The 12443-nt window shown below is 55.2% G+C and carries 11 protein-coding genes; 2 read left to right on the top strand and 9 right to left on the bottom strand.

The features are described 5' to 3' along the window. Positions 1–4 precede the first annotated feature (4 nt). A complete protein-coding gene (gene cas1 / locus HY17_RS01035) occupies positions 5–1084 on the top strand; it encodes a CRISPR-associated endonuclease Cas1 (protein WP_034761275.1) in 1080 nt (359 codons plus the stop codon). A gap of 650 nt (positions 1085–1734) precedes the next feature. Here the strand turns inward: cas1 and HY17_RS19795 are convergent. Genes HY17_RS19795 through HY17_RS01025 form a run of 3 tightly spaced genes read right to left on the bottom strand, consistent with a single transcriptional unit; the run spans position 1735 to position 5353 of the window. Next, positions 1735–3672: a DUF3732 domain-containing protein gene (locus tag HY17_RS19795; protein WP_081812905.1), complete on the bottom strand. Its 1938-nt coding sequence runs from the start codon at positions 3670–3672 to the stop codon at positions 1735–1737. Positions 3673–3674: 2 nt separating this feature from the next. Further along, on the bottom strand, positions 3675–4178 hold the full coding sequence (locus HY17_RS20105; RefSeq protein ID WP_139068744.1) for a three component ABC system middle component: 504 nt from the start codon (positions 4176–4178) through the stop codon (positions 3675–3677). 2 nt (positions 4179–4180) lie between these two features. After that, positions 4181–5353 carry an ABC-three component system protein gene (locus tag HY17_RS01025; RefSeq protein WP_034761268.1) on the bottom strand — a complete coding sequence of 391 codons (1173 nt, stop codon included), beginning with the start codon at positions 5351–5353 and terminating at the stop codon, positions 4181–4183. Between the two features lie 548 nt (positions 5354–5901). Between HY17_RS01025 and HY17_RS19065 the strand changes: the two genes are divergently transcribed. Further along, entirely contained in the window at positions 5902–6648 is a 747-nt protein-coding gene (locus HY17_RS19065; RefSeq protein WP_051599492.1) for a TylF/MycF/NovP-related O-methyltransferase, read from the top strand. Positions 6649–6700: 52 nt separating this feature from the next. On the opposite strand, the gene HY17_RS01015 is transcribed toward HY17_RS19065, so the two are convergent. From HY17_RS01015 to HY17_RS00990, 6 genes are all read right to left on the bottom strand, one after another. After that, positions 6701–7429 (bottom strand): sulfotransferase, encoded by a 729-nt coding sequence (locus HY17_RS01015; protein WP_233348562.1) that lies wholly within the window; start codon positions 7427–7429, stop codon positions 6701–6703. 8 nt (positions 7430–7437) lie between these two features. Beyond that, positions 7438–8367, bottom strand: coding sequence for an aminotransferase class IV (locus tag HY17_RS01010; RefSeq protein ID WP_034761265.1), 930 nt, complete (start codon positions 8365–8367; stop codon positions 7438–7440). Next, a complete protein-coding gene (locus HY17_RS01005; RefSeq protein WP_034761262.1) occupies positions 8364–9140 on the bottom strand; it encodes a carboxylesterase in 777 nt (258 codons plus the stop codon). The genes HY17_RS01010 and HY17_RS01005 overlap by 4 nt, the downstream gene beginning before the upstream one ends. Before the next feature lie 23 nt (positions 9141–9163). After that, positions 9164–9679 carry an RNA pyrophosphohydrolase gene (locus HY17_RS01000; protein WP_034761259.1) on the bottom strand — a complete coding sequence of 172 codons (516 nt, stop codon included), beginning with the start codon at positions 9677–9679 and terminating at the stop codon, positions 9164–9166. Beyond that, on the bottom strand, positions 9676–10995 hold the full coding sequence (locus HY17_RS00995; protein ID WP_051599491.1) for a divergent polysaccharide deacetylase family protein: 1320 nt from the start codon (positions 10993–10995) through the stop codon (positions 9676–9678). The genes HY17_RS01000 and HY17_RS00995 overlap by 4 nt, the downstream gene beginning before the upstream one ends. Before the next feature lie 94 nt (positions 10996–11089). Next, positions 11090–12421: a S41 family peptidase gene (locus HY17_RS00990; RefSeq protein ID WP_034761255.1), complete on the bottom strand. Its 1332-nt coding sequence runs from the start codon at positions 12419–12421 to the stop codon at positions 11090–11092. Between the last annotated feature and the right edge of the window lie 22 nt (positions 12422–12443).

The following is a 12443-nucleotide window of genomic DNA, read 5'->3' as shown; positions in this document are numbered from 1 at the left end:
CAAAATGACACTTCAAACGCAAAGCGCTTCGGATGAAAACGCATATGACGAGTGGGCTGTCAGAAGCCAGTATTGGCACTCCGAATACAATTCCAACCTACCAAAACGCAAACGCCGCGAGCGCCAATCAAACCCACTGATTTTGACGGGCTACGGCCTGTCTATCCGCGTCGACAAAGGTCGCCTGGTCATCAAGGACGGGCTCACCCACTTCCCATCAAAACCTGCAGAGACGACTTTCTTTAAGGGAAGCTTGGATCTGCCGCCTCGCATTGTGATCGTAGATGGCAAAGGCAACATCACACTGGATGCGATAGACTGGCTGCAAGAGCAATCGATTGACCTTATCCGGCTACGGTTTGATGGTCGGGTTCAATTCGTTGTTTCCGCGAGTGGCTATGCGGCTGATCCGAAGAAAGTTGCATGGCAAAGGAAAACGCGAGCTAGCGAACCAGCCCGCGTGAAATACGCTGTTCCTCTAATTCAGCAGAAAATCCTCGGCACACTCTACAATCTAGAGAACTTGCTTCCTGAAAGTCGGTCCAGAGAGAAAGCGATCGAAGCGGCAAAGAGCGCATTAGCGGAACTTAAGCAGTCGCCTCCGGACACGATCGCAAAGCTAAGTGCAATTGAAGGAACTGTGGCTCAAGGATACTTCTTTGCCTGGCGCGCCCTCGACATCAAATGGAAAGCAACTAAGCGCTATCCCGTACCGGATGAGTGGAAGAGATACTTTTCAAGATCATCCCTGAAGTGGGGGGAGAGCCGTGTTCGGAATAAGAGCGCAACACATCCGGTAAATGCAATGTTGAATTATGCCTACGCCCTTCTCGAGAGTGAGGTCCGTATCAAAGTCATCGCGGATGGGTATGATCCGAGTGTTGGGATAACGCATGACAATTCCAACTTCGATCGGCACGCCTTTGTGTTTGATCAGATGGAGCCAATGCGGCCGGATGCAGATCGAAAGCTTCTGGAACTGGTCCGAACTGAGAACTTGTCAGGTGCGGATTTTGATTTGCAACACAACGGGGTGGTGCGGATAAATACTGAGTTGATCCGGAGCTTGGTTGGAAATGCTTGAACAAGCCTTCCAGAAAGCATCAGATATCCCGCTCCAAACACTTCAATATGCCAGATAAATCGGAGAGTGGTATGTTCTCAGTTAATGAAGCAAACCGTCCAAACTATTATAAATATTTAGCGAGGCTGAACTTCGAAGCAGCGCTGTCAGCTGATGAACGTGTAGGGCGTTGGCCCGGCTATGAAATTGCAGCTCCACCTCCAGTAATGACCCTGTGCGCTCATTCTATAGAACTATCTTTGAAAGCATATCTACTTGACCGTGACATAGAAGAGGACGCTGTCCGAAAACTCAGTCATAATTTGTCGGCTTGCTGGACGATGTGCAAGGGGTTGGGGGCTGAGGTTGAAAATTTGGATGAAGAAATTTTGGAGATTGTATCTGACTTAATTAGCTCTGGACGTCTCCGGTATGGAGAAAGGAGTAAGCTGGGTAAGGTACCAGTTTTCGGACCACTCAGCGTTCTCTGTGAAAAGTGCCTCGATCTATGCGGAGCGCCTAGGACGGCAGATATTTTGGAGCGTTAGGTTTTCAGCTGACTCTCTAACTCCATGGACAGATTTAGATCCGCCACACAGGCTTGAACACCTCTCAACCGATCGGTCCGAATATCAGCTCTCCATTGAAGGAGCCGGACCTCAAAACTCCACCTATCGCGCAGAGTCTACCCAAGAAAGCGGAACCAGCGCATCAGCACCTCTCCACTCTTCGATTATCGCCTCTTCGAACCAAGAGTCATCCAGATGGGCATGATCCAGAACTATCAATTGAAAGCCAGAACCAATTTCCGTGGCGACATCCGCCATTGTCTCAAATAGGTTTCTCACCGCTCGGCGATCCTCATCCAGCAACTCGTCTACTCTACCATCTCTGTCCGCCTCAGGAGGATAATGAGCTTGAGTTGGCTGATCAAAAATCATGAACCCTGGAACCGGCCGATCTGTCGTGCGGAACCAATAGTGCAGTGCGAGTAGAGTGGCTACATGATACCCAACCCAATTTTCGCCACTGCCCATTCTGTTAAGTTGAACCGGCCCCGTATTGGTGTCAGCAATGACTGTTAGCTTCTTGATATCAAGTCGGATGCGTCCCCCGGTATGCTCCAAATTCAAGTCGGCTGCGTACTCTGTCATTTTATCCGATATCAAGTTCAATGTTGATTGCACTCGATCAGCGACTTCCTCGCTATTAACACGTTCTGCCAGCACAGATACTTTGCGTCGTGCGTCCTCAATTCGCTTCTCTAAATCAGCTGATTCGTTCACTGAAGAGGTTTGTTCTATGAACGCACTAATTCTTCCGATCACCTTAGCGCGGTCAATTGCTAGATCTCTGAGAGAGCGGGCTTTTTCGTCTTCAATGTAAGCCTGATTTATCGCTCTTTGCGCTTGAACAATGTTACTCTGCAATTCGCTTTGCTTCTCATTTAATTCACTGAGGCGCGTCTGAAGGTGAGGGCTTTCGTTTGTTACCGCATTGAGTTGTCGGTTCAATTGTTCAAGTGCGTTCGCCAAATCGGTTGCCGCTGGAACTCGAGTTGAGAGCTTGTTCTCGCAAAGCGGACAGAGGGTATCTTCGCAGGCACCGTCCTTATACAGTTCTATTGAAGCCAGCCGATCTCTTTGTTCGGTTACCTCCCGAGAAAATGCAGACTGCTCGAAAAAGAAATGTCGAGTAGCTCGAACGTCATTCTGCACATCGGAAAGCGAGCTCCTAAGGCTCTGAAGTTCATCCCTCAAACTGGAAATAAGGTCCTGTCCTTGTGGAAGGGACGGATCAGCGATTGCCGACGTTTGAGATACTTGAACGAGTCGATCTAACGCGATTTGAGGATCACTAGTGTCGAAGGTATCTTCAACAAGCCCCACTCGTTTGCCGTCTGCCAAGAATTGCCGGGCCTTTGATAGAGCCCGTTGAGTACTAACCGCCAAACTATCTCGTTGAGCCTCCAGTGCTCTCAACTCCGATTGAGCGACATCAAGTTCCCTTTGCCAAAGGAAGAACTCTTGATCGACTGCACCCAGAAAATACGGAAGCGTATCTTTTATAGCTTGTGGAATGAATGGATCACCCTGGCGGTGAAACAGACGTTCTCGGCTAGCTATTTCATCTTGCTTTTGAAAGCACAGAAATAGAGCGTGGCTTATGTTTGCTTTTAGTGGTCTCCGCGAGCCTGTCTCAGGGCGGTGCTCATTTTCAGATATCCCTGCAAATCTTGTAACCAAACGTTCTAGTTCATTCACAGGTATGTTTGATCTCAGGTCGGGATAGTTGGGTATATCGTCAATCACGCCTCTGCGTATGAAGACGTCCGGATCAGTGGTTCTGTTTCTTGGTGGGTTACGTCGCGCAATAAAGATTTGATCGCTGCCGTTTTTTAGGTGAAGTCCAAACCAAGAAACGAATTGGCGGATTACGCCATCGGCAATGTAACACTCCCCTCGACCGAGGCAGTAATCGATGATGTCGATTATTGATGACTTCCCGGTCTTTGATTTACCTGTAATGATGTTAAGTCCGCTCTCCCTAAAGCGAATAGTGCGGCTTTCACCATCGAAAGAATATATCGTCAGTGAACTAATTATCATACTCACGGGCGCACTCCCAGAGAAGCAAGGATAGTCTGCTCTTCACCTGCCGCAGCAAACCACTTTCCAGTCATTCGAGTAGATCGAATCGTATCTCGAATATCGGGTGTGACTAAGTCCAATCTTGATGCGGAGAAGGCTGCCTTTCGGCTTCCACACGCAATCTTGCCTTGCTTGAATTCAAGCACGTGGCGATGCGTGGCATAAATCAACGCTTCTTTGATGTAGGGTACGAGAAGCCGTGAACGATCTGCATAACCGACAAGAACTTCCGGAGTGCGTTCGAGCCAGGAATAAAGACCGGTTCTAATCGAGGTTGGCAACATTCTTCGGCTGTCCGGATACAAAACCAGTGGCAAAGCGCAAAATGGCAAAACGTAAGGTGTCGTCTTCTTTGCCGACTTTTCGTAAGAGCTCACAAACTCAAACAACATACTCCCGAGATACGCGGGATTGAATATGAATGCGTGCTCTTGTGTTCTTTTATCCCAAGCAGCCAGATGCATTTCTACTCTCCCTTGCTCTCATCGAGTTTGGATTGGTAGTCTGGGTGCCAGCCGACTTTTTTGACGTCGGAGAGCATCTGGAATGTACCGCTCGAGATCCACGGCTCGTCTCGTCCTCGGAGGGGACGGATGTAGCGATTCGCCCACCTCAAAAGATCGCGGCCTTTCTGGCACTTCGTTGGTTCATCAGTTCCATCAACATCTTCACAGATCGCCGCGTATTCATGAGCCCAAGCTTCTTGTAGGGTTCGATCGTATTTTTCAGCCTCTTCGTCGAGCAATAGACTTTCGCGTACCCAACGCGACCGTTGTGAGTAGGCTCTATAAAAATCTCTAATAGCTGCCGTGCGGGTCGTGTTGGAGACGGCAATGAAGCCTAGCTGCTTGGTAAAAACACGATCGTCTCCAAAACCAGAAGGGGGTGCGGTTGTTTCAATAGCATTGTCTAGCGGAAGTGCGCCGACTTTGAAGCCATCAGAAATTTCGAACACCATCTGCTCAATCGAGGCCAAGGGTATAGAATTTTCCGCTTCACCCGTCAGCGCAAGGACGATCCGATTGAACCACCATCCTTCCAAATACGCCACTAATGTGCCTGCATGACCGGACGCAGAATAGTGCAGTAGTTCCTCGATTTCAGTTCTAACATCAATAATGTTGGGAGCATTATCGAACACCCAGATCATTGATACCAATAGAACCCGTTGTGGTTCAGTGAGTGCAAGGAATTTTTCTCGGCTTGCTTTGGTCGTTTTGTTTGTTGAACTTTCGGCTGCAGAAATCAACTTGGACAAAGCCGCAACCTCATCTCTATCTTCGCTGTGTTCACGTAGACAAGCGAGCACACTACCTTCAGCTGCGGATGCCGTTGTAAGTAATATGCACCGTGTTTCAGAGGCTGAGTTCGGGTCCGCCTCAATGCGGTCCATCCATATACTTAGCGTCCTCCAAAGGTCTACGCTGAAGTCCGTAATTTCCCCTGGGGTTCCGTGATGCTTCAGCTGGATGAGCTCGATGGGATCACCACCATCCTGGAAGGCCACATCGTCAAATTTTTCAATCGATACCGAGCGAGTGGGATGCTGTCTCGATTCTAGCAGAGCTCGAAGGAGTGCGTAGCGACCTTGATACAGGTAACCTAGGTATGAATCCGCTGCGGAGTGCTTATCGGCCAACGGCTTTTCCCTTCAACGAATAGGCGTGAATATTACAACCTATCCGGTACGGGGTGCAAAAGTCGATAACAAACAGAGGTAAAATCGAATCGACCGATCACTACGCCATATGGGTTGTCTCGAGCTCAATCCGTCGCCTGCAACGGAGGATCCGTCAGCAATTACGATGAGCTGATGATTATCGCCGGATTTGACTATACCCCCGGCCCCGGAAAGGCCGGGGTTTTTTCTGTCTGGGCAGAACACAAATCCAGAATGTTCTCTGTCCACGCACTTTACCACTTTAGGATATTCAGATTTCCACGTGCCGCACCCGGATATTGGTGATTCACCAGACAAGGGAACAGACTTTTCGAAAAACCGGTCTCAAGGTATGGTTAATGTGGTAGTATTGTGATGGTGTGGGTGGCTCGCCATAAATCAGATATCGCAATTCAAAAAAACTCAAAAAACGGAGCGACATAAAGAGCCAGACCACCCCGACAGTGCTCCATCGGATTCCCCAATTCAGGGAACTCAGTGGCCGTTCTGACAGGAGTGAGTGGGACATGAATTTGACCAGGAAAGTGGTAGATGGTGTTCGCTGGAGAGCTGACGCTGCCCGGAACGAAATTCGCCGCTGGAAGCAGCCAAAGCCCATCAAGTCCGTCTGGACGCGGATCCGCTCTGAAAGTCTGTCCTACACGTCAGACGCACAACTGGACCAGCTTGTGCAGGAAGTCAGGCGGACGGCCCACAGCAATGCATTGATCATCGAAGCAGGCTGCGCCCGCGGTGGTTCGGCAATCCTCATGTGCGCAGCGAAAGCGCCTGACCGTCCGCTGAAAGTCTACGACATGTTCGAGATGATCCCTCCGCCCTCGGATCATGACGGCGCGGATATGAAAGCCCGCTACCAGGAAATAGCATCCGGACAGGCAACCGGCATTGATGGCGGCAAATACTATTTATACGAAAGCGACCTGAAAGCCGTCGTCGAAGACAACTTCAAACGCTACGGATACCCGGTTCAGGACCATTCCGTGGAACTGATCAAAGGCGATGTCACAAAGACACTGAAAATATCCCAGCCCGTCGCACTCGCTCATGTGGATGTGGATTGGTACGAACCGGTTCGCGTCGCTTTGGAGCAGGTCGTCCCGAACCTGATTCCGGGCGGCTCGGTTGCGCTGCACGCCTATTTTGACTGGTCCGGATGCCGGAAGGCTGCGGATGAATTCTTTCATCATCACGGGCACGAGGGGTTCAAGTTCGACAGCTCTGCCGGGCACCTGCTGGTCACCCGCAGATATTGAACCTGACCTGCTGCACGCTTGGCCGGTTATGTCCAAGGGTCGGGTACATGCTCTACACGTGATTCCGGAGAAGGCGTTCATAACTTTCGAGCGCCTCTTTTTCGATGTCTGCCGACCTGCCCTGCAGCGCTGGCCTTTCGCCTGGCGGCGGACCGAAACCGGATGACTTCCAGACCGCATCATACCAGTGCGGTGCCCAGGCCCCGTCTTCCGGTTTGGCACCCGGTGCCCAGCCCAGCATGGCCGGGTCCCAGTCAATCCCGAGTGCATCGCAAAGGCGCGGCAGAACCTCCGGCGGGTCGGCCAGCAATCGGTCGGAATCCACCACCGGCGGCGCCTTGCCCGTCCGCTCCGTAATCTCCCGGTACAATCTTTCCTGCTGGGGCACGCCGATGGCCTCAAGGCTCACATCGCTCATTTTCTTCGTGTAGGACGCAATCACCCGGCCGGGATGACGCACCAGAAAGGCGTGACGCACGTCGCTGACCCAATCCAGTGGAAAGCTTTCCAGCATGTGGTGGGTCATCTGCTTCTGGTAATGCAGCGTCTTGCCGGGCGGCAGTGGCGCGAGCATTTCTCCTGCAACGACGGCCGGATCCGATGATTGCGATGCCAGCGTCTCTTCCTGCATCGGATGAACTTCGCCGCTGGCTGTCAGCCAGGCGGCATAGAATGGCTCATCGACGCAGACCGCTTCGGGCCGGGCACCGAAACTGCGCATCATAGTTGTCGACATGTTGCGCGGGCCAGACCACATGGCGATGCGGATCGTCTGTGTCATGTCCACGCTCATGCGATCGGGGTCAGACTGCGCGCTTGCATAGCCTTGTAAGCCTCACGGATTTTCCGAGAGATTGGCCCGTCTATCGCGCCGATGGAGCGTCCGTCCACCTCTCGCACCGGCGTCACACCGGCAAACGTGCCGGTGATGAACGCTTCGTCCGCCGAATAGACATCGAACAGGGAAAACCGCTTCTCGAACACCGGGATGCCAATCTCGCGGCAGGTCTTGATGATGTTTCCGCGTGTGATGCCGCCGAGGCAGTATTCCGGCGGGCTGGTCCACACTTCCCCGCCGCAAACGATGAAGAAATGGGTGGAGTTGCAGGTCGCCACAAAGCCCAGCGGGTCCAGCATCAGCGCTTCGTCGGCGCCAGCCTTGTCGGCCTGGATACAGGCCAGGATACAGTTGAGCTTCGAGTGGGAATTCAGTTTCTGGTCCTGTTCCGCAGGCCCCGTGCGGCGCACATGTACCGTGAACAGGGTGACCCCGGTTTCCACGATTTCCGGCACCGGCGTCTTGTATTCCGGTATGATGACGATGGTCGGCTTGGTGATCGTGAAGCGCGGCCCCTGATAGGGCGTTTTCTTGATGCCGCGGGTGACCATCAGACGGATGTGGACACCGTCCTCCATGCCATTGGCCTTGAGGCAATCGACCAGCCGCGCCGTCAATTCCTCCTTCGTCAGGCCGATATCCATATCGAGCGTCTTGGCGCCGGCCCAGAGGCGTTTCAAATGTTCCGGCAGGAAGGCGATCCCACCATTCATGACGCGCAGCCCTTCCCACACGCCATCGCCCAAGATGTAGCCACTGTCGAAGACGGAGACGACCGCCTCGTCCCGTTTTTTCAGTTCGCCATTCACCGAAATCAGTATGTCCGCATTACGCGGATCGGTGAGGTAGTCGTGTACGCCGTGCGCGTCGTCTTCCATCATGCGTCTTCTTTCACGCGCGTGCGGGCAAGCCAGCCGGCAATGTCTGCTGCGACCTTGTCCGTACCCGGCTCATCGACAATCCAGTGCCCATTCTTCGGATATTCCATGAAGTCTCCGGCGACCGCCGCGTTCTTGTACTTTTCGCCCACCTTGCGAACCGCCGAGGCCAGCGTTGCGCGGTCCTTTCCGGCAGCAATCGTCAGGGTGGGGATCCTGATCTTTGACTCGTCGATCTCCACCCCATCGGTCAGGTCGCCATAGACCTTGCCGGAATCGTAGAGCGCGTGGGAATAGATCTCTTCCCGGAGGCGCTTCGGCACGCAATTGGTGACACCGAAATCGAAACCTGTCCGCCACACCTTGTAGGACTTCTTGCGGTTCTGCTGGATCAGGATGTTCAGGAAGGTAATCGCCACGCTCGGCCCGATCACGGCGCAGCCCTTTGGCTGGGCGGGCGTAAGGAAAACCGCCTGCGATACGTCCCCCTTCTCCGCCAGCACCTGCGCGATCAGGCCGCCCATGGAATGGCCGATCACCGCGGGCTTCTTACCGGTCGCCTTTTCTATCTCTTGCGCCTTTTTCGACATGGCAGAGATGTAGTCATCAATGCCAAGCTCGCTGAGCGAGGCAGGCGGGTTGTCTTTTACGCGTCTGGCTGGAAACAGCGTCGGCGCCTCGCAGGTCCACCCGTCGGCTTCGAAGAAGGGGATCATTCGGTCCCACACATCGCCGCCGCATCCGACACCATGAATCATCAGCAGGGTCTTCGCCATGCCACGTCTCCCCTCTTTCGGGTTCAGCCCTGTGGTACCTTGCCGCCGAGGACCGGCTCCGTCCAGCGCACGAAGCGTTCAGCCACTTCCGCATAAACCGCCCGCTTGAACGGCACCACCAGCGAAGGCGTCTCTTCGAGCCGGGCCCAGCGCCACGCATCGAATTCGGGCGTGTGCCGGTCCAGCCGCACATCGCTGTCAGAGCCCTTGAAGCGGAAGGCGAACCATTTCTGCCGCTGGCCAAGGTATGGCCCCGGCAGGCGTTTCTTCAGGTCCGGCGGGAAATCGTAATACAGCCAGTCTTCGGTTTCCTCCAGCGTATCGACCAGCTTGGCAGGAACGCCGACCTCTTCTTCCAGCTCCCTCAGCGCTGCGACGTCGGGCGCTTCGCCCTTGTCCACGCCGCCTTGCGGCATCTGCCACTGGAAGGATCCGCGCCCATTGATACGCCGGCCAATGAAGACGTGCCCGGCCTTCGAAAAGAGGGCCAGGCCGACATTCGCGCGATAGCGTTCGGGGTCTTGCTTAACTTGTGTCACCCGTGAGGATTTACAGGAGCCGGCTCAAGACTGCCAGTGCGCACCGTATCATCGGCGGGATTTTCTGCCTTTGCGGACTTCGCCGCCAGCGCGGACGCCGGCGCCAGGACTATGCCCTTCTGCTCAAGGCTTGCCGTCCAGGTTTTCACCATCTCGATCGTGATCGGGAACGCATAGCCAGCGCCGAGGGCGGCGCCATGCTCCAGCGCCTGGCTTTCCAGTTCCATGAATTCAGACGAGATGTCCTCGGCCGACAGTTTCGCGTCAATCGCCGAATCCGCACGCACATAACGCAGGCCTGCTTCGCCGCTCAGCTGCTGCATGTTCCCGGCATCGAGGCTGCCATCGTCGATGAAGGCGAGACCACGGTCCGACACGGCCTTTAGGACCGGCTTCATGGCGGCATCATCATCACCGATCTTGGAGCCCTGCGAATTGATCAGGCCAAAATAGCCCGTGGAGCGGCTGAGAATCCGTTCGAGACGCGCCTGATTGCGCGCTTCGTTCTCACTGGCCAGCAGGGTCAGCGGATGCATTTTCATCCGGCCGTAATCATAAGCTTCCATCGGCGTCTCGATCAGCACTTCATGTCCGGCCGCCCGGGCGCGGTTGATCCATGTCTGCAGGCTGGTCGCATCCGGCGCGAAGGACAGGGTCACTTCCGGCGGCAATTCGTCGATGGCGGATTTGGTGTGTGTCGCGTTGATGCCGAGCCCGCCGACCACAATCGCAACAACCGGTTTGTTACCCGGATTGATAAACGGCCGGGCATAGGCATCCGCCGGGGCGCGGCCATCCGGGGAAATGCGCGGCAGGGTCATGCCGTTCAGGCGTTCGGTCATGCCCGCAATCGGTGCGCGGTCCAGTGAAACGATGCTGGTGACATCGCCATAGGATTCGCCGGGCTTCACCAGCTTGCCATTGATGCGCACGCCGGCCGTGTCGGCATCCCCTTCCCCGACCGGCGCAGCGTCCGCAGCCGCAACGAGCATGTCATCCGGCGACTCGACGCCAAGGTCGGGGCCAAAGTCCGGCAGATCGCCGGATCCATCCGCGTCGCTATAGTCCGGCGTTTCGATCGCCAGGCTCGCCGTGGCGATATTGGTTTTCAAACGGGTCTTGAGTGGCGGGGCAGCAGAATCATGCGTGTCGAACAGGGCGAGCGTCTGCTTCGGGCTCGCTTCGGACGGATCGCCCATCAGGATAATGGCGGCGCCCAGCGCACCTGCAATTCCGCCAAACACCAACAGGCTGAGACCCGTATGCACAGCGCCTGCGCGCAGCGGTGATGGCTCAGCATCCCGGCGATTTGCCATGTGGCAACCTCGTAATCAAATCCAGTCGACTCTGAACGACCAGATTTGCATCATTCCGGTTAACAGGTTGCAAACGAAGGTTAACCGATTGCTGTTATCCAGCCCGCTTCAGGCCGGTGCTGGCCGTGATCGTGCCGTCCTTCAGCATCTGCTTTGCGCGGTCCAGCTGGAAGTCCTCGCCCTTGTAATCTTCAGGCGGTTGCTCGTCCGGCATGGCAAGGGCCCGGCGCGCAGCGCCTTCCTCGTTTTGCAGCGCATGCGGCAGGTCTGCCTCTGAGAAGCGCTTGATCTTCGCAAGCTCCTCCTCCGTCAGGCGGGCCTGAGAGATCGTGACATCCGGCTCGATTCCCAGCGCCTGGATCGAATGGCCGGATGGGGTGTAGTAACGCGCCGTGGTCAGACGCAGCGCACCGCGATCAGCGCCCAGCGGGATGACCGTCTGGACCGAGCCTTTGCCGAAGCTGGTCGTGCCGACGATGGTCGCACGGCGGCGATCCTGCAGGGCGCCAGCTACGATTTCGGATGCCGAAGCCGACCCGCCATTGATCAGTACGATCATCGGCACGCCTTTGAACACTTCGCCATTGTGCGCCATATAGCTTTCCATATCGACCGAGCGGCGCCCCTGCGTGGAGACGACCTCGCCGCCCGACAGGAACACGTCGCTGACCGACACGGCCTGATCCAGCAAACCGCCGCCATTGTTGCGCAGGTCCAGGATAATGCCACGCGGCCGGCCGCCAGTTTCCTCGGAAATGCCGTTCACGGCCGCTTCCAGCAGCGGCGTGGTGCGTTCGTTGAAAGTCGAAATACGGATATAGCCGATGTCGTTGTCATCGAGCTGCCAAGTCACGGACTTCTGCTCAATCACTTCACGGGTCAGCGTCACATCGAATGGGTCTTCCCCTTCGCGCAGCACCGTGATCTCGATCTGGGTGCCCTTCTCGCCGCGCATCTGCTTGACGGCTTCATTCAGCGTCAGGCCGATGATCGGCTTGCTGTCGATGGCAGTGATCAGGTCGCCCGGCTGCAGGCCGGCCCGGCTTGCCGGCGTGTCGTCCATCGGCGAGATGACTTTCACGAAGCCATCTTCCATCATCACTTCGATGCCGAGGCCGCCATATTCGCCCGAGGTCTGGACCTGCATGGACTTGAAATCTTCGGCATTGAGATAGCCCGAATGCGGGTCCAGTGAGGTCAGCATGCCGTTAATGGCGGCTTCCATCGCTTCCGGCTCGTCGATTTCGGTCACATAGTCCTGGCGGGCGCGGGCGAGGATTTCAGCAAAAAGTTCGAGTTGCTGGTAGGTAACGGTACGCGGATCGCTTTGCGGGGCGGGTTCCTGAGGAGCGGCAATAGCGGACAGACCGACGGCGGTTGCTCCGAGTATCAAACCTACCCCGGTGCCAATCAGCAATGAACGCATGTCCCAAACCTCTCCTCTTACG

Origin of the sequence: Hyphomonas sp. CY54-11-8 (assembly GCF_000682735.1) — a bacterium.
Lineage (GTDB): Bacteria > Pseudomonadota > Alphaproteobacteria > Caulobacterales > Hyphomonadaceae > Hyphomonas.
This window is presented reverse-complemented; position numbering and strand designations above follow the sequence as displayed.